The sequence below is a fragment of the Pectobacterium wasabiae CFBP 3304 genome (assembly GCF_001742185.1).
GTDB lineage: Bacteria > Pseudomonadota > Gammaproteobacteria > Enterobacterales > Enterobacteriaceae > Pectobacterium > Pectobacterium wasabiae.
This window is the reverse complement of record NZ_CP015750.1, coordinates 162,181-186,442: the sequence shown is the minus strand read 5'-3', so window position 1 is coordinate 186,442 and position 24,262 is coordinate 162,181. Positions and strand designations below refer to the sequence as shown.

Here is a 24,262-nt window from a genome sequence, read left to right as displayed (position 1 = left end):
TGTACTCCTCCTAAAGTACCTTTTGAAGAATGATTATCGCTTTCGCTGCAAATGATTGCGCATCTGCACTATATGGTTGTGTACTCGTCGAATGGTGCGATATTGTAGGGAGCGGATAACCGTTCAGGCCGCACTTTTTAGCGCCAGAATTGGGTGACAGGGATAGCGTGTTTATTTACGTGTGGAGCGTATTTATTTCGTAGGGTGAAATAAAAAACGTGTCGTTGTTATTGAATAAAGGATTAAGGCAGGTGAGCCATTTAATTATGTGATGTCTTACCAATGGAAAGGCGATAGGGGTAACGAAATATAAGTATTTTTTTGCCCTTATCGTGCGTCTGCGATAGTGTCTTTAAATGTATCGGTCATTACCTGTACATGTAATAAAACACCAGGAATATTTTGTTAAAATTAAAATAGATAAGTGAAAAATCGTATGACCAGTGCAAATCGACCAGTACTTAATCTCGATCTTGATTTACTGAGGACGTTTGTTGCCGTTGCAGATTTAAATACATTTGCAGCAGCGGCAACCGCAGTCAATCGGACTCAATCGGCTGTTAGCCAGCAGATGCAGCGGCTGGAGCAACTCATCGGAAAGGAGCTTTTTGCCCGACACGGGCGTAATAAATTGCTGACCGAACATGGTATACAATTTCTAGGTTATGCCAGAAAAATATTACAATTCAATGATGAAGCCTGTATTTCATTAATGTACAGTGATATTCAAGGCACGCTAACCATCGGGGCGTCTGACGATACGGCAGACACCATCCTTCCTTATATTTTACATCGGGTGGCATCCGTATTTCCTAAACTCTCCGTCAATGTCAGTATAAAACGTAGTGCTGAAATGATGGAAATGCTGAATCAGGGGAAAATAGATCTGGTCATTACCACAATGAGCGGTGTGCTGTTTCCCCATGTGTTATTGCGTAGTTCCCCGACGTTATGGTATTGCGCGGCGGATTATCAGTTCCGAGCGCAAGAACCTATACCTTTGGTTGTGCTGGATGAGCCAAGCCCTTTCCGTTCGTTGGCCACACAGCAACTGACGGCTGCTGGGATCCCTTGGAGAATCGCCTATGTGGCTTCAACGCTCTCTGCTGTGCGTGCCGCCGTGAAGGCGGGCATGGGGATCACTGTGCGTTCGGTGGAAATGATGAGTCCGGAACTACGGGTGTTGGGCGAAGAGGAAGGGTTGCCGAGATTGCCTGAAACCCGTTATTTTCTTTGCCAGAATCCTAATCAGGAGAATGAACTGGCGACGGCAATTTTCAATGTGATTGAATCAGGGAAGCCTTCTCACATTACGCCTGTCAGTATGTTGGCAAATAGTACGAATGGAAAGTTGTCTTCTGATTCGTCGCTGAAGGACGCGATCTAATCGTAATGGGTAGTTAACTATCATTCGGGGAGGGTAGGGATGCACCCCGAATGATGATGATTTATGACTAATGTGTTAAACCCGCGTAGGCGGCGTCTTATTGACCTGATTTCTCCAGTTTTCTCCCACTTTGCGTTTTCCATTTGGTATCAATAGCCTAGGCGTAGCGAAATCAGGCGTTATTTCTTTTTATAAAACGCTGGTTCTATTTTTTTAAAATTATGTTATGGAAAATGACATCCTTCCTTGTCCTGAATCCGTGTGATTTTTTTACTAACTAAATTGGTAAAAATGTGTGCTGGATCAAAAAATACCCCTAATAACCACATGGGGGAACAGGCATTTTCTGTGGAAATGGTATAGTGACGCTGCAAACTTGCTTTTTATGCTGCTGCGTTCTAGTTAACTGAGGAAGGCACTGACTCGATTTAGCTACGGGTGAGAACACAAAATGTTAACAAAACAGCGTGCATGTAAAGTAATGTACTGTTATTTTTAGTAAGGTTGAAAAAAAGGTTACAAATTTAGGGGCTCAACCATACCAAGCAAGGCTTACCTGATACGTTTCCGTGCTTTTTTGTGGTTATTAATCCTTCCTTTTAATCGATGTGGCGCATTAACTGCCGATAACAGAGCAGAGATATTACCTGCCACTTTTGATGAGTAAGCAAAGAGAATGTCAACAACTACTGAAATCCTCGCCCATCATTGGGCGTTTGCGCTATTCCTTATCATCGCTATAGGCCTTTGCGTCTTCATGCTGACCGGTGGATTCTTGCTGGGCGGGAGAGCAAAAGGCAGAGCCAAAAACGTACCTTATGAATCCGGGATCGATTCCGTGGGTTCAGCGCGGTTACGTCTGTCTGCTAAATTTTATCTTGTCGCTATGTTCTTCGTTATCTTCGACGTTGAAGCCCTCTATCTCTACGCTTGGGCTGTGTCTATCAAAGAAAGCGGCTGGATTGGCTTCATTGAAGCAACCATTTTCATTTTGGTGCTGTTGGCTGGTTTGGTTTATCTGGTTCGCGTTGGGGCACTTGACTGGACCCCGGTTCGTTCCAAGAGACAAGTCGTTAAATCAGACATCATCAACACTACCAACACTCATCCGCAGTAACAGCGAGGCATTTTAAGATGGACTATACGCTCACCCGCATAGAGCCGGACGGTGAGAATGACCGTTATCCCCTGCAACGTCAGGAGATCGTTTCCGACCCTCTGGAGCAACATGTTCACCGCAGTGTCTACATGGGCAAACTGGAACATGCATTACACGATACGGTGAACTGGGGTCGTCAGAACTCCCTGTGGCCGTATAACTTCGGCCTTTCCTGTTGCTATGTAGAAATGGTGACGTCATTTACCGCCGTTCATGACGTTGCACGCTTTGGTGCTGAGGTTCTGCGTGCGTCGCCACGTCAGGCTGACTTCATGGTTGTAGCCGGAACCTGTTTTACCAAAATGGCCCCTGTTATTCAGCGTCTGTACGAGCAAATGCTTGAGCCTAAATGGGTTATCTCCATGGGCGCGTGCGCTAACTCTGGCGGTATGTACGATATCTATTCCGTTGTCCAGGGTGTAGATAAATTCCTGCCCGTTGATGTGTATATTCCGGGCTGCCCTCCGCGTCCAGAAGCTTACATGCAAGCGTTGCTGCTGCTGAAAGAATCCATCGGTAAAGAACGCCGCCCTCTGTCATGGGTGGTAGGCGAACAGGGCGTTTACCGCGCCAATATGCAATCTGAGCGTGAGCGCAAACGCGGCGAGCGAATCGCAGTGACCAACCTGCGTTCGCCTGATGAGATTTGACCTGTAGCTGATAAATCCGGTGGCCGTGTAATACCTCGATAATAGTGTGCGGTCATTATCAGATACAGAAATAGCACATTTAATGTGGTGACATATTTATGACAGATTTAACGACACACGATCTCGCTCAGCCAGGCTGGCAAACTCGCGATCATCTTAATGATCCGGTCGTTGGCGAACTGTGTAACCGTTTTGGACCAGATTCATTTACTGTACAGGCAACCCGCACGGGTATTCCCGTTGTGTGGGTTAAACGTGAGCAATTACTCGATGTTGTCACATTCCTGAAAAAACAGCCAAAGCCTTATGTCATGCTGTTTGACCTGCACGGTATGGATGAGCGTCTGCGTACCCATCGTGAAGGTTTACCCGCTGCCGACTACTCCGTTTTTTATCACTTAATTTCTATTGAGCGTAACCGCGACATCATGCTAAAAGTCGCGCTGGCCGAGAATGATCTGCATTTGCCGACCGTGACCAAACTGTTTCCGAATGCCAACTGGTATGAGCGGGAAACGTGGGAAATGTTCGGCATGGCCTTCGATGGTCACCCAAATCTGACACGCATCATGATGCCGCAGACGTGGGAAGGGCATCCACTGCGTAAAGATTATCCGGCGCGTGCGACCGAATTCGATCCTTTCGAGCTGACTAAGCAGAAAGAAGATCTGGAAATGGAATCGCTGACGTTTAAACCGGAAGAATGGGGCATGAAGCGCGGCACGGAGAATGAGGATTTCATGTTCCTCAACCTCGGTCCGAACCACCCCTCTTCACATGGTGCCTTCCGTATTATCCTGCAATTGGATGGTGAGGAAATCGTCGACTGCGTGCCTGATGTGGGTTACCACCATCGTGGCGCAGAGAAAATGGGCGAGCGTCAATCTTGGCATAGCTACATTCCTTATACTGACCGTATTGAATACCTTGGTGGCTGCGTTAACGAAATGCCGTATGTACTGGCCGTTGAGAAACTGGCGGGTATCGAGGTGCCGGATCGCGTTAAAACGATTCGTGTGATGCTGTCTGAGCTGTTCCGTATTAATAGCCATCTGCTGTATATCAGTACCTATATTCAGGACGTCGGTGCAATGACACCGGTGTTCTTTGCATTTACGGACCGCCAGAAAATTTACGATTTGGTTGAAGCGATTACTGGTTTCCGTATGCATCCAGCCTGGTTCCGTATTGGCGGTGTGGCGCACGATCTGCCACGCGGCTGGGAACGTCTGCTGCGTGAATTCCTCGACTGGATGCCGGCCCGCCTTGATACCTATGTCAAATCCGCGTTACAGAACACCATCCTGAAAGGTCGTACTCAGGGTGTTGCGGCCTACAATGCGAAAGAAGCATTGGAATGGGGCGTAACCGGTGCGGGTCTGCGTGCCACAGGCATTGGTTTTGACGTGCGCAAATGGCGTCCTTATTCCGGTTATGAAAACTTTGACTTTGAAGTGCCAGTAGGCGACGGCATCAGCGATTGCTATAGCCGCGTTATGCTGAAAGTTGAAGAACTGCGTCAGAGCCTGCGGATTCTGGATCAGTGCCTCAAGAACATGCCGGAAGGGCCGTTCAAAGCGGATCACCCGCTGACGACGCCACCACCAAAAGAGCGCACGTTGCAGCATATTGATACGCTGATTAACCACTTCCTCCAGGTTTCCTGGGGACCGGTGATGCCTGCCAATGAATCATTCCAGATGGTTGAGGCAACAAAAGGTATCAACAGCTATTACCTGACCAGTGACGGCGGCACGATGAGCTACCGTACCCGTATTCGCACGCCGAGCTATGCGCATCTGCAACAGATTCCTTCTGTAATTCGCGGGTGTCTGGTATCCGATCTGATCGTTTACCTCGGCAGTATTGATTTCGTAATGTCAGATGTGGACCGCTAACTATGCATGATCACAACAATCACGATCATATTGACGCTCTGGGACAACCGGCTGCCGATTCGCTGACAAAAGAAAGCACTTTTGTATTGAGTGACGCCGAACGTGACGCCATTGAGCACGAAAAACATCACTATGAAGATGCACGCGCCGCATCAATTGAAGCACTGAAAATTGTGCAAAAAGAACGCGGCTGGGTGCCGGATGGGGCTATCCACGCGATTGCCGATCTGCTGGGTATTCCTGCCAGTGATGTGGAAGGCGTGGCTACGTTCTACAGCCAGATTTATCGCCAGCCTGTCGGACGTCACATTATTCGCTATTGCGACAGCGTTGTGTGCCACATCAATGGCTACCAGGGCGTTCAGGCTGCGCTGGAGCGTAAGCTCAGCATTAAACCGGGACAGACAACGTTCGATGGACGTTTCACGCTGTTGCCGACCTGCTGCCTGGGGAACTGTGACAAAGGGCCGTCAATGATGATTGACGACGATACCCACAGCCATGTGACGCCGGAAGGTATTGAAACGTTATTGGAGCAGTATCAATGAGTAAAGACATTGTTCTGACGGCTGAGCAGCATCCTCTGACCTGGCGTTTACGCGCAGACAAGCAGCCAGTGTGGCTGGATGAATATCGCAGCAAAAATGGTTATGTCGCCGCGCAAAAAGCGTTAACCGGCATGGCACAGGATGAAGTGGTCTCACTGGTTAAAGACGCTGGCCTGAAAGGGCGTGGCGGCGCGGGCTTCTCAACAGGCTTGAAGTGGAGCCTGATGCCGAAAGACGAAAGCATGAACATCCGCTACCTGCTGTGTAACGCGGATGAGATGGAGCCGGGTACTTATAAAGACCGCCTGCTGATGGAGCAAGAGCCTCATCTGCTGGTTGAAGGTATGCTAATCAGCGCGTTTGCGCTGAAAGCCTACCGCGGCTACATCTTCCTGCGGGGCGAATACATCGAAGCTGCGGTTAACCTGCGTCGCGCAATTGAAGAAGCAAAAGCCGCTGGTCTGCTGGGCAAGAATATTCTGGGCAGCGGGTTCGATTTTGAGCTGTTCGTGCATACGGGCGCTGGGCGTTATATCTGCGGTGAAGAAACGGCACTGATTAACTCGCTGGAAGGCCGTCGTGCCAATCCTCGTTCCAAGCCGCCGTTCCCTGCGTCTGCGGGTGTTTGGGGTAAACCGACCTGCGTCAACAACGTGGAAACGCTGTGCAACGTACCGGCGATTATCGAGCACGGTGCGGCGTGGTATCAGGGGTTGTCTGCGGGTAAAAGTAAAGATGCTGGCACGAAACTGATGGGCTTCTCGGGTCGGGTCAAGAACCCTGGCCTGTGGGAACTGCCTTTCGGCACTACAGCGCGCGAGATTTTGGAAGACTATGCGGGTGGCATGCGCGATGGTCTGAAGCTGAAAGCTTGGCAGCCGGGCGGTGCAGGTACGGATTTTCTGACGGAAAGTCACCTCGATCTACCAATGGATTTTGAGCACATTGCAAAAGCAGGTAGCCGTATGGGTACTGCGCTGGCGATGGCTGTCGACCACGAAATCAATATGGTTTCGTTGACGCGTAACCTCGAAGAGTTCTTCGCCCGTGAATCCTGTGGCTGGTGTACGCCGTGCCGCGATGGTTTGCCGTGGAGCGTGAAGATTCTGCGTGCGCTGGAGAATGGCGAAGGCCAGCCTGGCGATATCGAAACGCTGGAGCAGCTTTGCCGTTTCCTCGGGCCGGGTAACACCTTCTGTGCGCATGCGCCGGGTGCGGTCGAGCCGCTGCAAAGTGCCATCAAGTATTTCCGGGAAGAATTCGAAGCGGGTATCTCTAAACAGTATTTAGGCAATCTTAAAGCGATTGGCGGTATCCAGCCTAACCTGTTGAAAGAGCGCTGGTAAGCTATCGCTCAACACGTGCGAGATGCAGTGAATGTATCCGCAGGGTGGCGCAAATAAGCCACCCTCATAAACCCAATAGATTTCAAGGCGCAGGTAGCCAACGCATTTGCGATTTGAAAGATGAGGGTATACAGAATTTTTGATTAGCGCTCGTGGCAACACGGGCCATTATGGAAGCATGCTGACTATGGCTACTATTCATGTAGACGGCAAAGAGTATGAAGTAAACGGAGCAGACAACCTTCTAGAAGCTTGCCTGACTCTGGGACTTGATATTCCTTACTTTTGCTGGCACCCCGCGCTCGGGAGCGTCGGATCTTGCCGCCTCTGTGCGGTAAAACAGTATCAAAACGCGGAAGATACTCGCGGTCGTCTGGTGATGTCCTGTATGACACCAGCAACCGATGGGGCGTTCATCGCGATCGAAGATGAAGAAGCGAAGCTATTCCGTAAGACGATAGTTGAGTTTCTGATGACCAACCACCCGCATGATTGTCCGGTGTGTGAGGAAGGCGGTAACTGTCATTTGCAGGATATGACGGTTATGACGGGGCAAAACTTCCGTCGCTATCGCTTCACCAAGCGTACCCATCGCAATCAGGATCTCGGACCGTTTATTTCTCATGAGATGAACCGCTGTATCGCTTGCTACCGCTGCGTGCGTTACTACAAAGACTATGCGGATGGCAAAGATCTTGGCGTTTACGGCGCGCACGACAACGTCTATTTCGGTCGCCCGGAAGATGGCACGCTGGAAAGTGAGTTCTCCGGTAACCTGGTTGAAGTGTGTCCTACTGGCGTGTTCACCGACAAAACGCACTCCGAGCGCTATAACCGTAAATGGGATATGCAGTTTGCACCGAGCGTCTGCCAACAGTGCAGCGTCGGTTGTAATACCAGCCCCGGTGAACGCTATGGCGAACTGCGTCGTATCGAAAACCGTTTCAACGGTAGCGTAAACCACTATTTTCTGTGTGACCGCGGCCGTTTTGGTTACGGCTATGTCAACCAGAAAGACCGTCCGAACCAGCCGCTGCAACGTCGTGGTAATGACTGGATCGCACTGAATGCCGATCAGGCACTGCAAGGTGCGGCGGATGTGCTGCGTCAGGCGAAGAAAACCATCGGTATCGGCTCGCCACGTGCCAGCATTGAAAGCAACTTCGCATTGCGTGAGCTGGTAGGTGCAGAGAACTTCTACACCGGTATTGCGCAAGAAGAACAAAATCGTCTGCAACTGATTCTGAAAGTGCTGCGCGAAAGCGGCGTGAGAACGCCAGCGCTGCGTGAGATCGAAGGCTATGATGCCGTTCTGATTCTGGGTGAAGACCTAACGCAGACGGGGGCGCGTATCGCTCTGGCCGTTCGTCAAGCTGTTAAAGGTAAAGCTCGCGAAATGGCGGCCGCACAGAAAGTGGCTGACTGGCAGATTGCGGCGATCATGAACATTGGTCAGCATGCCAAGCACCCGCTGTTTGTCACCAACGTAGACAACACCCGTTTGGACGACATTGCGGCATGGAACTATCGTGCACCGGTTGCCGATCAGGCTCGCCTTGGTTTTGCCATTGCACATGGTCTGGATAGCAGCGCACCGGCAGTTGCCGATCTGGCTGCGGGTCTGGATCAGAAAGTTGATATTATCGTACAGGCGCTGGCCGGTGCGAAAAAGCCGCTCATCATCTCTGGCACCAATGCAGGTAGCGAAGACGTAATCTCCGCTGCGGCAAACGTTGCTAAAGCGCTGAAAAATCGTGGCTCTGACGTCGGTATTACCTTTGTTGCACCTGCTGCAAACAGCATTGGGTTGTCAATCATGGGCGGCGGTTCGCTGGATGAAGCACTGGTGCAGTTGGAAAACGACGAAGCCGACAGCGTGGTAGTTTTGGAGAACGATCTCTACCGTCATGCGCCGGTCGCTCGCGTTGATGCGGCACTGGAAAAAGCTGAGAACCTGATTGTGGTCGATCATCAGCGTACTCGCATCATGGACAAAGCCAGCATCATTCTGTCTGCTGCCAGCTTTGCTGAAAGCGACGGTACGCTGGTGAATCAAGAAGGCCGCGCTCAGCGTTTCTTCCAGGTCTATGATCCAACGTACTACAACGACAAAATTGTTATGTTGGAAAGTTGGCGCTGGCTGCACTCGCTGTATATCACCTATAACAGCCGTCAGGTTGACTGGACGCAACTGGATAACGTGATTGACGCGTGTGTTACTGCATTGCCGCAACTAGCGGCGATTAAAGATGCTGCGCCGGACGCTTCGTTCCGTATTCGTGGGCAGAAATTGTCGCGTTCACCGATTCGCTCCAGCGGCCGTACTGCGATGCGTGCCAATATCAGCGTGCATGAACCGCGTCAGCCTGTCGACAAAGACACCATGTTTGCCTTCTCAATGGAAGGGAACAACAGCCCGACAGCCAATCGTCAGCAAATTCCATTTGCCTGGGCACCAGGCTGGAACTCACCGCAAGCCTGGAACAAATTCCAGGACGAAGTGGGCGGACATTTGCGTCATGGCGATCCCGGTGTGCGTATGATCGAGGCCGGAGAAGGTTCGCTGGCGTACTTCGACAACATTCCTGCGGCTTTCGTCCCACAGGCGGGTCAATGGCGCGTTGCGCCGTATTATCACCTGTTTGGTAGTGATGAAATGTCACAGCGTTCTGACGTAATTCAGCAGCGTATGCCAGAGCCTTACGTAATGGTGAACCCGGCTGATGCAGCGACGCTGGGCGTAAACGCGGGTGCGTTGCTGGAATTGACCTGTGCAGGGCAAACGCTACGTCTGCCACTGCGCTTAAGTGCGGCATTGGGTCAGGGACAGGTTGGTTTACCGCTGGGCTTACCGGGTATTGCACCGGTGCTGGCGGGTGCAACCGTTGAAAATCTGCGGGAGGCCGCACAATGAGTTGGTTAACGCCGGAATTAATCGAGATTCTGATCACCGTCGGAAAAGCGATCGTGATTCTGCTGGTTGTGGTCACCTGTGGCGCATTCATGAGTATGGGTGAACGTCGACTGCTCGGCCTCTTCCAGGGACGTTATGGACCGAACCGGGTGGGTTGGGGCGGTTCATTACAGCTTGTCGCTGACATGATCAAAATGTTCTTCAAAGAAGACTGGGTGCCGAACTTTACCGATAAGGTGATCTTCACGCTGGCACCGATGATCGCGTTTACGTCAATGCTGATTGCCTTCGCGATTGTGCCGATCACACCGACCTGGGGTGTCGCCGATCTGAACATCGGTATCCTGTTCTTCCTGATGATGGCGGGTCTGGCCGTTTACGCGGTGCTGTTTGCTGGTTGGGCGAGTAACAACAAATACTCTCTGCTCGGTGCGGTTCGTGCTTCTGCTCAGACGGTGAGCTACGAAGTCTTCATCGGCCTGTCGCTGATGGGCGTTGTCGCACAGGCCGGTTCGTTCAACATGCGTGACATCGTCGATTCTCAGGCACATTTGTGGAACGTTATCCCGCAGTTCTTCGGCTTTATTACGTTTGCCATCGCAGGCGTGGCGGTGTGTCACCGTCACCCGTTTGACCAGCCTGAAGCTGAACAGGAACTGGCAGATGGTTACCACATTGAATATTCCGGTATGAAATTCGGTCTGTTCTTCGTGGGCGAATATATCGGGATCGTGACCGTTTCCGCGCTGATGGTGACCTTATTCTTCGGTGGCTGGCATGGTCCGTTCTTGCCTCCGTTTGTCTGGTTTGCGCTGAAAACAGGCTTTTTCATGATGATGTTCATCCTGATTCGTGCTTCGTTACCCCGTCCACGTTATGACCAGGTGATGGCTTTCGGTTGGAAAGTCTGTCTGCCGATAACGCTTTTGAATCTGCTGGCGACAGCGGCCGTCATTTTGTACAACGCTTAAGAAGGGGTGAATAAACCATGACATTGAAAGAGTTAGTGGTTGGTTTCGGCACCCAGATACGCAGTATCTGTATGGTGGGATCGAATGCTTTCAAGAAGCGCGAAACCAGGATGTACCCAGAAGAGCCTGTGAATCCGCCGCCGCGCTACCGTGGTCGTATCGTGCTGACGCGCGATCCCGATGGTGAAGAGCGCTGCGTTGCCTGCAACCTGTGTGCAGTGGCCTGTCCGGTTGGCTGTATCTCATTGCAGAAAGCAGAAACTAAAGATGGTCGCTGGTATCCCGAGTTCTTCCGCGTCAACTTCTCGCGCTGCATTTTCTGCGGCTTCTGTGAAGAAGCATGTCCGACAACCGCGATCCAACTGACGCCGGATTTCGAGATGGGCGAGTACAAACGTCAGGATCTGGTGTACGAGAAAGAAGATCTGCTGATATCGGGGCCGGGTAAATATCCGGAATACAATTTCTACCGGATGGCTGGTATGGCAATCGATGGGAAAGACAAAGGCGAAGCTGAAAACGAAGCCAAACCTATTGATGTCAAAGGCCTGTTGCCCTAAGGAGCTAGCATGGAATTCGCTTTTTATACCACAGGTTTGATTGCGATATTGGCGACACTGCGCGTCATTACGCATACCAATCCTGTGCATGCATTGTTGTATATGGTCACCTCGCTTATGGCGATTGCGGGCGTCTTTTTCTCGCTGGGGGCTAATTTTGCCGGCGCGCTGAGCATCATCGTGTACGCGGGCGCCATCATGGTGCTGTTTGTGTTCGTGGTCATGATGCTCAACCTCGGCAATTCCGTAGAAGAACAAGAGCGGAATTGGCTGAAGCCCAGCGTCTGGATTGGCCCGAGCATTCTCTCACTGGCGTTATTGGTGATTGTGGTTAACGCCATCCTGAGCCTGAAAGAGCAGGGCATCACTGGCACGCCTGTTGAGGCGAAAGCCGTAGGTATCAGCCTGTTTGGGCCTTATGTTCTGGCAGTTGAATTAGCGTCAATGCTGCTGCTGGCGGGGTTGGTTGTCGCTTTCCACATTGGTCGTGAAGATAAACGTGGTGACGTTGTCAATAAAGAAGGCGCGAACCAGGACGTTGAGAAAAAAATAACGGGGGAACGCGCATGATTCCGTTACAACACGGGTTGATTTTAGCCGCTATCTTGTTTGTTCTGGGGCTGACTGGTCTGTTGATTCGTCGTAACCTGCTGTTTATGTTGATCAGCCTGGAAATTATGATCAACGCTGCCGCGCTGGCTTTTGTCGTCGCGGGCAGCTACTGGCAGCAGCCGGATGGTCAGGTGATGTACATTCTGGCGATTACGCTGGCAGCGGCTGAGGCCAGTATTGGTCTGGCGCTGTTGTTGCAGATGTATCGTCGTCGTCAAACCCTGAATATTGATACAGTCAGTGAGATGCGCGGATGAACTTACTCTATTTAACAATACTCTTCCCGCTGCTCGGCTTTCTGCTGCTAGCATTTTCCCGTGGTCGCTGGTCGGAAAATACGTCTGCGACGGTCGGTGTTGGCTCGATTGGTTTGGCAGCGTTAGTTACCGTTTGGGCTGCGGTCGATTTTATGGGCCAGCAGCACAGCGGCGGCGTCACCTTCTTTAATCAGCATTTGTGGACATGGATGACCGTGGGTAATTTCGACATTAGCGTAACGCTGGTGCTCGACGGTCTCTCGGTGACGATGCTGTCCGTGGTGACGGGGGTCGGTTTCTTTATCCACCTATTCGCCTCCTGGTATATGCGTGGGGAAGAGGGATATTCTCGTTTCTTCGCTTACACCAACCTGTTTATCGCGAGTATGGTCGTTCTGGTACTGGCTGATAACCTGTTGCTGATGTACCTCGGTTGGGAAGGGGTAGGGCTGTGCAGTTATCTGCTGATCGGTTTCTACTACACCAATCCGAAGAACGGCGCGGCAGCGATGAAGGCTTTTATCGTTACGCGTGTCGGTGACGTCTTTTTAGCCTTTGCGCTGTTCATCCTTTACAAAGAGTTGGGCACGCTCAACTTCCGCGAACTGATGGTTCTGGCTCCGCAGAAACTGGCTGAAGGTTCACCTGAAATCACCTGGGCTACGCTGATGTTGCTGGGTGGTGCGGTGGGTAAATCAGCACAGTTGCCGCTGCAAACCTGGCTGGCAGATGCGATGGCCGGTCCAACGCCGGTATCTGCACTGATCCACGCCGCCACGATGGTTACCGCCGGTGTTTACCTGATTGCACGTACCAACGGCCTGTTCCTGATGGCACCGGATGTGTTGCATCTGGTAGGTATTGTTGGTGCTGTGACGTTGGTGCTGGCGGGTTTTGCTGCCTTGGTTCAAACCGACATCAAGCGCGTGCTGGCCTATTCCACCATGAGCCAGATTGGTTACATGTTTCTGGCGCTGGGCGTGCAGGCATGGGATGCCGCGATTTTCCACCTGATGACGCACGCATTCTTTAAAGCGCTGCTGTTCCTCTCTTCTGGTTCGGTGATTTTGGCCTGCCACCATGAGCAGAATATCTTCAAGATGGGCGGCCTGCGTAAAACGATTCCACTGGTTTATGTCTGCTTCCTGGTCGGAGGCGCGGCGCTGGCTGCACTGCCGCTGGTTACCGCTGGCTTCTTCAGTAAAGACGAGATCTTGGCTGGCGCCTGGGCAAATGGTCACATCAACCTGATGGTGGCTGGATTGGCTGGTGCCTTCATGACCTCGCTGTATACGTTCCGTATGATTTTCATCGTGTTCCACGGTGAAGAGAAAATTAAGGCGCATGCAGGAAAAGGCATTTCGCACCACTTACCGCTGGTTGTGCTGATGGTTCTGTCCACCTTTATTGGTGCGATGATTGTTCCTCCGTTGCATGGCGTATTGCCGGCAACGACAGTGCTTGAGCACGGCCAGTTGCTGACGCTGGAAATTACCTCTGGCGTGGTGGCGATTGCCGGTATTCTGCTTGCCGCTATGCTGTGGCTGGGCAAACGTCAGGCGGTGAATAGCATTGCGAACAGTGCGCCAGGCCGTTTCTTCTCGACCTGGTGGTTCCATGCGTGGGGCTTCGACTGGTTGTACGACCATGTCTTTGTTAAGCCGTATCTGGCTATCGCGAAGCTGTTGCAGCGTGATCCATTAAATACACTGATGACCCTGCCTGCCATCATTACCCGTTGGGGTAATCGTGGGCTGGCGCTCAGTGCGAATGGTCAGTTGCGCTGGTACGTTGCTTCTATGGGCTTTGGTGCCGTGCTGGTGCTGGGCTTGTTACTGCTGGTGTAAGGCAGTATCCGGTAACGTATGAAAGGCAGGGCATTCCACATAAAGGAATGCCTGCCACGGCAAGTTTTCAGATTTCTTTAATTTAGGGACACAAAACGCCATGCTACTACCTTGGCTAATTCTTCTCCCCTTTATCGGCGGTCTGCTGTGCTGGCAGTTAGAGCGTTTTGGTACGAAAGTACCGCGCTGGATAGCGTTGATTGCAATGGGGCTGACACTCGCACTGTCTCTGCAACTGTGGTTGCAAGGCGGTTATTCACTCGTAGCACCGAAAGGCGCTCCAGACTGGCAGGCTGAATATTTTGTGTCGTGGATACCGCGCTTTGGCATCGGTATTCACCTCGCGCTGGACGGTTTGTCACTGCTGATGGTCGTGCTGACGGGGTTGCTGGGTGTGTTGGCAATTCTCTGTTCCTGGAATGAAATTCAGCGCTATCAGGGTTTCTTCCACCTGAACCTGCTGTGGATTCTGGGCGGCGTTATTGGTGTGTTCCTTGCCATTGACCTGTTCCTGTTCTTCTTCTTCTGGGAAATGATGTTGGTGCCGATGTACTTCCTGATTGCACTGTGGGGGCATAAAGGCTCTGACGGTAAAACCAGAATTACGGCGGCGACCAAGTTCTTCATTTATACCCAGTCAAGCGGCTTGATCATGTTGATCGCGATCCTGTCGCTGGTCTTTGTGCATCACAATGCTACCGGCGTTTGGACATTCGACTACGAAGATCTGCTGAAGACACCGATGTCATATGGCATTGAATATCTGCTGATGCTGGGCTTCTTTATCGCTTTTGCCGTAAAAATGCCTGTCGTGCCGTTGCACGGTTGGTTGCCGGATGCACACAGTCAGGCTCCGACAGCAGGTTCTGTTGACCTGGCCGGTATCCTGTTGAAAACCGCGGCCTATGGTCTGCTGCGTTTTAGCCTGCCGCTGTTCCCGAATGCCTCCCATGCTTTTGCACCGATTGCCATGTGGCTGGGTGTGATTGGTATCTTCTACGGCGCATGGTTGGCGTTCAAACAGACGGATATCAAGCGTCTGATCGCTTACACCTCGGTGTCGCACATGGGCTTCGTGATGATTGCCATCTATTCCGGTAATCAACTGGCTTATCAGGGCGCGGTGATTCAGATGATTGCGCACGGGTTGTCCGCTGCGGGTCTGTTCATTCTGTGTGGTCAACTGTACGAGCGTCTGCATACCCGTGACATGCGTGAAATGGGTGGCCTGTGGTCGCGTCTGAAGTTCTTGCCTGCACTGTCTCTGTTCTTTGCTGTGGCAACCTTGGGTATGCCGGGAACGGGCAACTTTGTTGGCGAATTCATGATTCTGTTCGGCAGCTATCAGGTTGTGCCTGTCATTACGGTGATCTCAACCTTCGGTCTGGTATTTGCATCGGTCTACTCACTGATCATGATCCAGCGTGCTTATTACGGTACGCCTAAATCTGATGAGCCATTGAAGGGTATGTCGATCCGCGAATTGTCTATCGTGCTGCTGTTGGTGGTATTACTGGTGTTGTTAGGGGTTTACCCGCAACCGATTCTGGATACCTCCAGTGCCGCGATGTCAAATATCCAGCAGTGGTTTATGTCGTCTGCTCCAGATTCAATTATTTCAACAACAAGGCCGTAATTCGCCATGACAATAACTCTTCAACAACTAATTGCGCTATCGCCGCTGTTGATCGTCGGATTGACGGTAGTGGTTGTGATGCTGTGCATTGCGTGGCGACGCAACCATTTTGTCAACGCAACGATGACGGTTATCGGCCTGAATATTGCGTTGCTGTCACTGTACTTTGTTGGTCAGGTTGGCCCAACGGACGTGACGCCGCTGCTGCGTGTTGATGGCTTCTCGATGTTTTATACCGGACTGGTTCTACTTGCCAGTCTGGCGACCAGCACGTTTGCCTACCCGTGGCTGCAAGGCTACCCAGACAACCGTGACGAGTTCTACCTGCTGGTTTTGATCGCTGCGTTAGGTGGGATCCTGCTGTCGAGCGCCAATCATCTGGCTTCGTTGTTCATCGGTATTGAACTGCTTTCACTTCCTCTGTTCGGTCTGGTCGGCTATGCCTTCCGTCTGAAACGTTCGCTGGAAGCCAGTATTAAATACATGCTGCTGTCGGCGGCAGCGTCTTCCTTCCTGCTGTTTGGGATGGCGCTGATTTATGCTGAATCGGGCGATATGAGCTTTGCCAGCCTCGGTAAGAGCTTGAGCGATCACCAAATCCATGAGCCGCTGCTGCTGGCTGGCTTGGGGATGATGATTGTCGGTCTGGGCTTCAAGCTATCGCTGGTTCCGTTCCAACTGTGGACACCTGATGTGTATCAGGGCGCACCTGCACCCGTGTCTACGTTTCTGGCGACGGCCGGTAAGATTGCGGTTTTCGGTGCGGTAATGCGTTTGTTCCTGTACGCACCGGTGGCTGACAGCGAATCCGTCAGAATCGTGCTGGGTATCATCGCGTTCGCGTCGATCCTGTTCGGTAACGTGATGGCCGTGTCGCAAACCAACATCAAGCGTCTGCTCGGTTACTCTTCCATTGCGCATCTGGGCTATTTGCTGGTTGCCCTGATTGCGGTTCAGAGTCATCAGTTGGCGCTGGAAACCGTTGGCGTTTATCTGGTGGGTTACCTGTTCAGCAGCTTGGGTGCGTTCGGTGTGGTTAGCCTGATGTCCAGCCCGTATCGTGGCCCGGATGCCGATTCACTGTTCTCTTACCGTGGTTTGTTCTGGCATAAACCGATTCTGTCTGCGGTGATGACGGTGATGATGCTGTCTCTGGCGGGTATCCCGATGACACTGGGCTTCTTCGGTAAGTTCTACGTGTTGGCTGTCGGTGTTAATGCTGAACTGTGGTGGTTGACTGGTGCTGTTGTGCTGGGTAGCGCCATTGGTTTGTACTACTACCTGCGTGTGATGGTCAGCTTGTTCCTGAATGCGCCTCAACAGCTACAGCGTGATACACCAAATAACTGGGCCTTAACGGCTGGCGGTGTGGTCGTGCTGATCTCCTCCATCGCGGTGTTGTTCTTTGGCTTGTACCCGCAACCGCTTATCTCTCTGGTGCAGTTGGCGCAGCCAATGATGTAACCACTGACGAGTGTCAGGTTGAATAATGAAGCGCCGTTGATGAGAGTCAACGGCGTTTTTTTGTCAGCAAAATCACGACGACTCGGGAGGTGGTGAGAGTCAGCAAAGTACGTTTTAGGAATGATCTGGTCTGCTTAAGCCGTAGAAGTCAGGAAAAATTGTCTATAGTTAAGAAGACAATAATTTATAGCTAATGACTTTTCATAACAGAAGGAAGCACTTTATGGTCGCGACAAAAAAACAGCCTGAAGAAATTCATGTCGATGATGATTTAAAACTTCTGTCCGAGACGTTAGATGAGGTGCTGCGTTATACGGGCGATCAGGCAGACCAAGCCTATCTTGATTTGAAAAAGGGAGCGGAAAAGGCGCTACTTGAAGTTAAAGCCCGCATCGGCGTGACTGACAGCTATTATGCCCGGGCAAAGCAGGTGGCTGACAAAGCTGATGTGTACGTGCATGACAAACCCTGGCACGGTATCGGCATCGGTGCCACCGTTGGTCTGGTGTTGGGGCTACTGTTAGCTAAGCGCTAATTTTTTCACGCTGAGTTGGAGTGTCTCTGAGAATGAATCTCTCTGAGAACATCGCTCTGTCGCTCGATTCAACAATGGCGAGTAATGTCGGTAATCGTCCATGTCGGATCGTTAGCAATGTAGCGGGATAACCCGCTACATCTCACCTGATACTCGATCCCTCTAGATCTTGTCCTCTTTCTCCTGCATCCCTTGTACCCAATATATGGCTTCAAATGGGCGTAGTACCAGAATGGCGGGTTGGGGCTGTGCATCAGAATAATTGCTGAATAACAGTCGCCAGCGGCGGTCATGGGTATCTGTTGGTGGCTGCCAGCGCTGAGGCTGTTTGCTGAGGTTTGCCAAAACCAAAAGTCGCTGTCCTTCCCAGACACGCTGATAGCACCAGATAGTAGGATGGTCAGGCAGTAAATCCTGATAGTCTCCGTGCGTCAGCAAAGGAAGTGCTTTACGCATAGCGATAAGCTGTTGGTAGGTATAGAAGACGGACGCTTTATCCGCCAGCGCCTGCGCCACGTTGATGTGGGTGAAGTTTTGGCATGGTGTTAGCCACGGTGTGCCGGTCGTGAATCCAGCATGATTGCTGTCATCCCATTGCATTGGCGTGCGACCGTTATCGCGTGATTTACTGGCGAGGATCGCTAAGATTTGTGCGTCTGTCTGACCACGATCGCGCTGTTCGGCAAATTGATTCAGGCTTTCAATATCACGATATTGTTCAATTTGCGTATAGCCGGGATTCGTCATGCCCAGTTCTTCGCCCTGATAGATATAGGGTGTGCCTTGCATACCGTGAAGCACCATCGCCAACATCTTGGCGGATTGCACCCGAAATTCACCTTCATCACCAAAGCGCGATACGATGCGTGGCTGATCGTGATTACACCAGAACAAGGCATTCCAGGCGTGATTGTGCATACCCTGCTGCCAGTGATTAAAAATTTGCTTGAGCTGAATAAAATCAGGTTCCGCCAGCGTCCATTTTTCCCCATTCGGATAATCAACTTTCAGGTGGTGGAAATTGAACGTCATGGAGAGTTCATTGCCGTCCAGTGCCGCGTAGCGGCGACAGTGATCTAACGAGGTCGATGACATCTCGCCGACGGTCATCAGGCCGCGAGGCTGAAAAACATCCTGACTGAACTCCTGTAAGTACTCATGAATAAGGGGACCATCAGTATAGAAGCGGCGTCCATCGCCCTGTGTGTCTGATGGTAAATCCTGCTGCTTGGAAACCAGATTGATCACATCCAGCCGCAGCCCGTCCACGCCTTTATCCGCCCAAAATTCACAAACCTGTTTCAATTCATCCCGCACGCGCGGGTGTTCCCAATTCAGGTCAGCCTGTTCGGTGGCGAACAGATGTAGATAGTACTGTTTGCTTTCCGCATGCCACTGCCAGGCTGGGCCACCAAATTTTGAACGCCAGTTATTGGGCTGTGCGCCGTCATTACCATCACGCCAGATATAAAAATGTCGATAGGGGCTACGGCGATCCTGCGCATTCTGGAACCAGTGGTGTTGTGTAGAAGTATGATTGAACACCATATCCATAACGACATGGATACGGCGTCGGTGTGCTTCGGCGATCAACATTTCCATATCGGCCATCGTGCCGTAGGTGGGATCGATAGCACAGTAATCGGCGACGTCGTAGCCGTTATCAACCTGAGGAGAGAGGTAAACCGGAGTTAGCCAGATCGCATCGACACCCAACTGTTGCAGATAATCGAGTCGAGAAGTGATGCCGGCGATATCGCCAGTGCCATTTCCGGTACTGTCCTGAAAGCTCTTCGGGTAGATTTGATAAATTACGCCGTTTTGCCACCAGGGGAGTGATGTACTCATGAAAAATCCTCCTGTAGCGATATAGCCACGGCTCAACAGACGTGGCTGAATAGATATTGAGACGGCTATACGGATTCTAGCGTGCCATTGCGGATTTTGCGCTTATAGACCAGCGATGTCAGCATAATTGGAATGACGGCAGCAACCAGCATAGCGATGGCGAAGATCCCCCAAAACTGCGGCTTGATGGAGAGAATGCCCGGCAGTCCTCCCACGCCGATACCATTTGCGGTTACGCCGTACAGGCCGCAAATAAGTGCGGCGGCAGCGGAGCCGATCATGGCGCATAGCATTGGAAAGCGGTATTTCAGGTTAATCCCGTACATGGCCGGTTCGGTCACGCCAAGAAAGGCTGAGATTGCCGCGGGGACAGAAATCTCTCGTTCGTTTGCTTTCCGGCTGACGAGAATGACTCCGACGACGGCAGAAGCCTGTGCAATGTTGGACAGCGCAATGAGTGGCCAGACGGGCGTGCCTCCCATACTCTGAATCATCTGCATATCAATCGCCAGCGTGGTTTGGTGCACGCCGGTGATGACCAACGGCGCATACAGAAATCCGAATAGCGCAGCCCCAACGGGGGCGAAGCTGCCTGTCATGACCGCTTTAACGGCCCAGGCGACGCCATCGCCAATCATGCGACCAAACGGGCCAATCAATGTATGTGCCAGGAAAACGGCCAGAATGAGCGATGTTACAGGTACAACCACCAGATAGAGGTAATCCGGCACGATTTTTTTCAGCCGTGTTTCGATCAGTGCTAACGCCATCCCAGCCAATACGGAAGGGATAACCTGTGCCTGATAGCCTATCTTCTCAATTGTGAACCAGCCAAAATTCCACACTTCTGGTGTTTGTTGGCCGATAAGGTAGGCATTCATCAACTGCGGCGACACCAGCGTGATACCCAGTACGATGCCGAGGATGGGCGTACCCCCTATTTTACGCACGGTTGACCAGCAAACGGCAACCGGGAGGTAGAAGAAGATGGCTTCGCCCAATAACCAGAGGAAATCATAGACGGTTTGCCAGGTTGGGTAGAGTTGTACCAGCGTTTGCCCGTCGCGCATCGGGATGTCGCCGATAACGTTACGCGCCCCGAGGATCAAGCCTCCGCTGATGAGCGCAGGGAGCAGTGGGAAAAAGATCTCGGCAAAATGTGAAATACTGCGTTCAAACCAACTCATATTCTGGCGGGCGGCGACTTTGGCTTCTTCCTTATTAATCTCGCCTTTGCCCGTGGTGGCAAGCAGCGCCTTATAATACTCGTCTACGTCAGTGCCGATCACGACCTGAAATTGTCCGGCATTCGTGAAGCAGCCTTTCACCATACGCATTTCTTCAATGTTTTTGGGATGCGCCTTAGAAGCATCGTGCAAGACGAAGCGCAGGCGAGTGATGCAGTGCGTGACCGCCGCAATGTTCTCACGCCCGCCGACTAGCTCGATCAGACGGTCAATATCCTGTTGCTTAACTTTACTCATAGCCATGTCCTTTTTACTTTAGGCTTAAGAAGCCTAACCAAGCAGCAATGATCAAGTAACGACATTTTTTGATTGCAACTGATTTCCCGAGAGAAGTGGATGATCGGAAAAGATCTCGTGTCTAAAAGTCTGGGGCTGAATACCTCCAAAAAAGTCGGAAGGTTCAGATACTAGTTTAAGTCATAGTCCGTGGCCTGCAATCGTAATATAGTCGGTGTAGATTTGTGGCGCGCCGGAGAACGAGGCAAGTGTTCGCCATTCGTCATACATGCGTTCTGTGTCGGCATGTTCGCGTACAAAAGCCAGCGCTTTTTCTGTCGAAACATCGAGTTCTGGATGAAAAGAATTGAGGGATGCCAGACTTTCGATTTCCAACATTACGACGTACTGATCGAGACGGTTACCTCCCTGGCCTTTTAACATATGGAATTTCCAACCAGGGTAGTCCTCCACGCGATGAATATTGTCGTTAATGAATTTTTCAAAGGTTTCTGGTGCTACGCCTGATCGCAATGCCAGATTATGGATACCTACCACGCGCGCAACGTTTTCCTGGCCAGATGTGGTCTGGTAGTTTGGCCCTTCGGGTAATGAACTATGAGTATTTTCTGCGATCAGTGAGAAGTACGAGAAGATAGTTGGGGGCTCAGGGTATGTGGCGAATGTTTTCCATTCGTCAATCAGCATAAGCGCTTCGGGGTGTTGCTGCCAGAATGCATTCGCTTCATCGGTCTTCTCGCCATGGCTATCGATATAACGTGCGTACTGCTCTGCATCAGGCGCTTCATACAGCATCATGTACTGATTCTCTCTTTCCCCGCGCAGCCCTTTTAGTAGCGACCAGCGCCACCTCGGATACGCAGGGATCTTTACGCCATGCTGTCGGGCAAAATGTTCGAAATGCTGGGCTGTAATGCCTTTTTTCAAATTGAGGCCTGTGTAGTACAGGCTAAAAACTGGATTGGCTAATTGAGGCATGTATAGCTCCATGTAATGAATAAATAACGTTGTGAGAAATTAAAATTCTTGAGTCATCAACGAGTGGTAAGAAAAAAGCCGTAGGACCTCAACGTGTAATCGTGCGGGCAAAAACGCCGATCAGTAGTAGGATCACAACCCCTGCACTAAATGCTACCGTCAGGCTGAAGTGGTGAGAAATTCCCCCGATCAGCGCTGGCCCGCTTAATAATCCCGAATACCCGACAAACGTCACGGTTGGAATGGCCACGTGAGTGGGCACATTGGGTTGATTTCCCGCAGAGGTAAATAGGAGGGGAATAATGTTGGACAGGCCGATGCCTGCCAGCATAAACCCAGCCAAAGAAAAAAACGTGACATCCGTGGAGACAATGATCACAAGTCCGATGGCTGCGGATAGACATCCCAGAGCCAGTATGCGCAGCCTGCCAACGACATTGATGAGGCGATCGCCGTACAATCGGCCCAGAGCTACGGCGATGGAATAAAATGTATAACCAAAACCCGCCATGCTTTTTTCCATACCGCGTTCCGTATGTAGAAAAACAGCAGACCAGTCGAGCATGGCTCCTTCGATTAAAAAGATGAAAAAACAGATGAGCGCAATAACTAGCAGTTTGGGGTGCGAAAGCGCTTGTAGCGTGCCATAGGATGACGGCACACTCTGGGTTAATTTCGCCAACAAATGCGCCGATGTTGTGACAATGATAAGAATAATAAACAATATAATCAGCCAAATAGACTGCTCTGGCGTGGCACCGAACCATAACAGTAGGCTCATACACCCCGCGCCAGCGATGCTGCCAATGCTGTAAAAACCGTGGAAGCCAGACATTTTTGCCTGCTGGCTTTCTCGCTCAACAACGACAGCTTGTGCATTCATTGTTACATCAAGCAGGCCGTTTACCGCACCAAAAACGAACAACGCCGCTCCCATTCCCATGAGCGTGGTGGCGGATACGATGACGGGAAGCACTATGCAAAAAACGATTGCGGAGGTGATAATTAACGCCTTACAGCCAAATTTTACGATTAAGCGGCCGGTCAATGGCATTACCGCCATTGACCCTGCGGCGATGCAAAATAACAGTAGCCCCAGTGTACCGTCATCAATATTGAGATGGGATTTGGCAAAAGGGATCAGCGGGGCCCATGCTGACATCCCCAGACCCGCCATAAAAAAGATCCCACGGGTTGAATGCTGCGCCCGGATATTTGATGTTGTATGGGGACGGGATAAATCCGTATTCACAATGGTGTTCCTTTTCTCATGCTTAACCCCATTTGCCTTTTCTCGTTATTAAGCGGTTGCTGTGTGAGCGTCCTTAAAATGAAATGTGAAGTTCAATGCATCGCGCTACCGTAGGCTTTGCGCGATGGCCAGATAATCGGTATAAACCTGTGGCGAACCTGAGAAAGAAGCGAGTTGTTTCCACTCTTCATACATTTGTTTAGTATCCCGATGTGCTTTAGCAAACATGGCCGCTTCTTTGGTTGCGATATCCGCCTCGGGGTAGAAGGTATTGAGCGCGTCCAGACTTGCTATCTCCATCAACACCACATATTGATCCAGACGGTTCCCTCGCTCGCCTTTCAGCAGGCGGAATTTCCAATCGGGGTAATCGACAATGCGATGGTGGTTCTGCGCGATAAAGGTTTCGAACGTCTCGGCTTGAACATCGGGACGTAATGCAAGGTTATGGATACCAATAACTCGTGCGATAGGGGGGCGCCCAGATACGTCCTGATAACGTGGTCCATAAGGCACGGTACTGTCTTTGTTTTCTGCCAGTAGGCGATAATCGGTATATAACGTTGGCAGTTCGCTAAACGTGCCGAATTTCCGCCATTCACGAATGATATCCAACGCATCTGCGTTCTCTTGCCAGAACTGACGTGCCAGCACAGTCTGGTTGCCATCTGCGGACAGATAGCGGTCGCGTTGCGTAGCGCTGTCGATTTCAAACAGCATCAGATATTGCCCAGTTCGTTCGCCACGCAAACCGCGCAGCAGCGTCCAGTTCCAGCCGGGATAACAGGGAATATGTACGCCTTTTTGGCGCACAAATGCTTCAAATTTTTCCGGTAATACGCCAGCCTCAGTATCGATCGCGATGTAGTACAGACTAAAAACGGGAGCGTGCGGGGGGGAAGAGTGCATCATTAAG

General features: G+C 51.2%; 20 protein-coding genes. 15 read left to right on the top strand and 5 right to left on the bottom strand.

Annotation, left to right across the window (positions count from 1 at the left end):
• Window positions 1–436 precede the first annotated feature (436 nt).
• The 15 genes from lrhA (at window position 437) to elaB (ending at window position 17,784) form a co-directional block, all read left to right on the top strand.
• Complete coding sequence (gene lrhA / locus A7983_RS00900) at window positions 437–1,387, top strand: transcriptional regulator LrhA (protein WP_005969848.1); 951 nt, start codon at window positions 437–439, stop codon at window positions 1,385–1,387.
• Window positions 1,388–2,063: 676 nt separating this feature from the next.
• Window positions 2,064–2,504: an NADH-quinone oxidoreductase subunit A gene (locus tag A7983_RS00895; RefSeq protein ID WP_005969847.1), complete on the top strand. Its 441-nt coding sequence runs from the start codon at window positions 2,064–2,066 to the stop codon at window positions 2,502–2,504.
• A 17-nt stretch (window positions 2,505–2,521) separates the two neighbouring features.
• A complete protein-coding gene (locus A7983_RS00890) occupies window positions 2,522–3,196 on the top strand; it encodes a NuoB/complex I 20 kDa subunit family protein (RefSeq protein ID WP_005969846.1) in 675 nt (224 codons plus the stop codon).
• Between the two features lie 98 nt (window positions 3,197–3,294).
• Window positions 3,295–5,094: an NADH-quinone oxidoreductase subunit C/D gene (gene nuoC, locus A7983_RS00885; protein WP_005969845.1), complete on the top strand. Its 1,800-nt coding sequence runs from the start codon at window positions 3,295–3,297 to the stop codon at window positions 5,092–5,094.
• A gap of 2 nt (window positions 5,095–5,096) precedes the next feature.
• Window positions 5,097–5,642, top strand: a complete 546-nt coding sequence (gene nuoE / locus A7983_RS00880; RefSeq protein ID WP_005969842.1) for an NADH-quinone oxidoreductase subunit NuoE — start codon at window positions 5,097–5,099, stop codon at window positions 5,640–5,642.
• The gene (gene nuoF, locus A7983_RS00875) at window positions 5,639–6,988 is read left to right on the top strand and encodes an NADH-quinone oxidoreductase subunit NuoF (RefSeq protein WP_005969841.1); all 1,350 of its coding nucleotides are present in this window, start codon (window positions 5,639–5,641) and stop codon (window positions 6,986–6,988) included. Before nuoE ends, nuoF begins: the two co-directional genes overlap by 4 nt.
• Before the next feature lie 187 nt (window positions 6,989–7,175).
• The gene (nuoG, locus tag A7983_RS00870) at window positions 7,176–9,902 is read left to right on the top strand and encodes an NADH-quinone oxidoreductase subunit NuoG (protein ID WP_005969840.1); all 2,727 of its coding nucleotides are present in this window, start codon (window positions 7,176–7,178) and stop codon (window positions 9,900–9,902) included.
• Complete coding sequence (gene nuoH / locus A7983_RS00865; RefSeq protein ID WP_005969839.1) at window positions 9,899–10,873, top strand: NADH-quinone oxidoreductase subunit NuoH; 975 nt, start codon at window positions 9,899–9,901, stop codon at window positions 10,871–10,873. Before nuoG ends, nuoH begins: the two co-directional genes overlap by 4 nt.
• A gap of 17 nt (window positions 10,874–10,890) precedes the next feature.
• Window positions 10,891–11,433 (top strand): NADH-quinone oxidoreductase subunit NuoI, encoded by a 543-nt coding sequence (gene nuoI, locus A7983_RS00860; protein ID WP_005969838.1) that lies wholly within the window; start codon window positions 10,891–10,893, stop codon window positions 11,431–11,433.
• 9 nt (window positions 11,434–11,442) lie between these two features.
• Window positions 11,443–12,003 (top strand): NADH-quinone oxidoreductase subunit J, encoded by a 561-nt coding sequence (nuoJ, locus tag A7983_RS00855; protein WP_005969837.1) that lies wholly within the window; start codon window positions 11,443–11,445, stop codon window positions 12,001–12,003.
• Window positions 12,000–12,302, top strand: a complete 303-nt coding sequence (gene nuoK, locus A7983_RS00850) for an NADH-quinone oxidoreductase subunit NuoK (protein ID WP_005969835.1) — start codon at window positions 12,000–12,002, stop codon at window positions 12,300–12,302. Before nuoJ ends, nuoK begins: the two co-directional genes overlap by 4 nt.
• Entirely contained in the window at window positions 12,299–14,149 is a 1,851-nt protein-coding gene (nuoL, locus tag A7983_RS00845) for an NADH-quinone oxidoreductase subunit L (RefSeq protein WP_005969831.1), read from the top strand. The genes nuoK and nuoL overlap by 4 nt, the downstream gene beginning before the upstream one ends.
• Window positions 14,150–14,249: 100 nt before the next feature.
• Window positions 14,250–15,785 (top strand): NADH-quinone oxidoreductase subunit M, encoded by a 1,536-nt coding sequence (gene nuoM / locus A7983_RS00840; protein WP_005969830.1) that lies wholly within the window; start codon window positions 14,250–14,252, stop codon window positions 15,783–15,785.
• A 6-nt stretch (window positions 15,786–15,791) separates the two neighbouring features.
• Window positions 15,792–17,249, top strand: coding sequence for an NADH-quinone oxidoreductase subunit NuoN (gene nuoN / locus A7983_RS00835; RefSeq protein WP_005969829.1), 1,458 nt, complete (start codon window positions 15,792–15,794; stop codon window positions 17,247–17,249).
• 223 nt (window positions 17,250–17,472) lie between these two features.
• Window positions 17,473–17,784 (top strand): stress response protein ElaB, encoded by a 312-nt coding sequence (gene elaB / locus A7983_RS00830; protein WP_005969828.1) that lies wholly within the window; start codon window positions 17,473–17,475, stop codon window positions 17,782–17,784.
• A 162-nt stretch (window positions 17,785–17,946) separates the two neighbouring features.
• Here elaB and treC read toward each other — a convergent pair whose 3' ends face one another.
• The 5 genes from treC to A7983_RS00805 all read right to left on the bottom strand — a co-directional run bounded on the left by treC (window position 17,947) and on the right by A7983_RS00805 (window position 24,258).
• Window positions 17,947–19,632: an alpha,alpha-phosphotrehalase gene (treC, locus tag A7983_RS00825; RefSeq protein ID WP_005969827.1), complete on the bottom strand. Its 1,686-nt coding sequence runs from the start codon at window positions 19,630–19,632 to the stop codon at window positions 17,947–17,949.
• Window positions 19,633–19,697: 65 nt separating this feature from the next.
• Window positions 19,698–21,116 carry a PTS trehalose transporter subunit IIBC gene (gene treB, locus A7983_RS00820; RefSeq protein ID WP_005969826.1) on the bottom strand — a complete coding sequence of 473 codons (1,419 nt, stop codon included), beginning with the start codon at window positions 21,114–21,116 and terminating at the stop codon, window positions 19,698–19,700.
• Between the two features lie 180 nt (window positions 21,117–21,296).
• Window positions 21,297–22,094, bottom strand: coding sequence for a hypothetical protein (locus tag A7983_RS00815; RefSeq protein WP_005969825.1), 798 nt, complete (start codon window positions 22,092–22,094; stop codon window positions 21,297–21,299).
• Between the two features lie 88 nt (window positions 22,095–22,182).
• Window positions 22,183–23,346, bottom strand: coding sequence for an MFS transporter (locus A7983_RS00810; protein WP_005969824.1), 1,164 nt, complete (start codon window positions 23,344–23,346; stop codon window positions 22,183–22,185).
• Between the two features lie 105 nt (window positions 23,347–23,451).
• Window positions 23,452–24,258, bottom strand: coding sequence for a hypothetical protein (locus tag A7983_RS00805; protein WP_005969823.1), 807 nt, complete (start codon window positions 24,256–24,258; stop codon window positions 23,452–23,454).
• Window positions 24,259–24,262 lie beyond the last annotated feature (4 nt).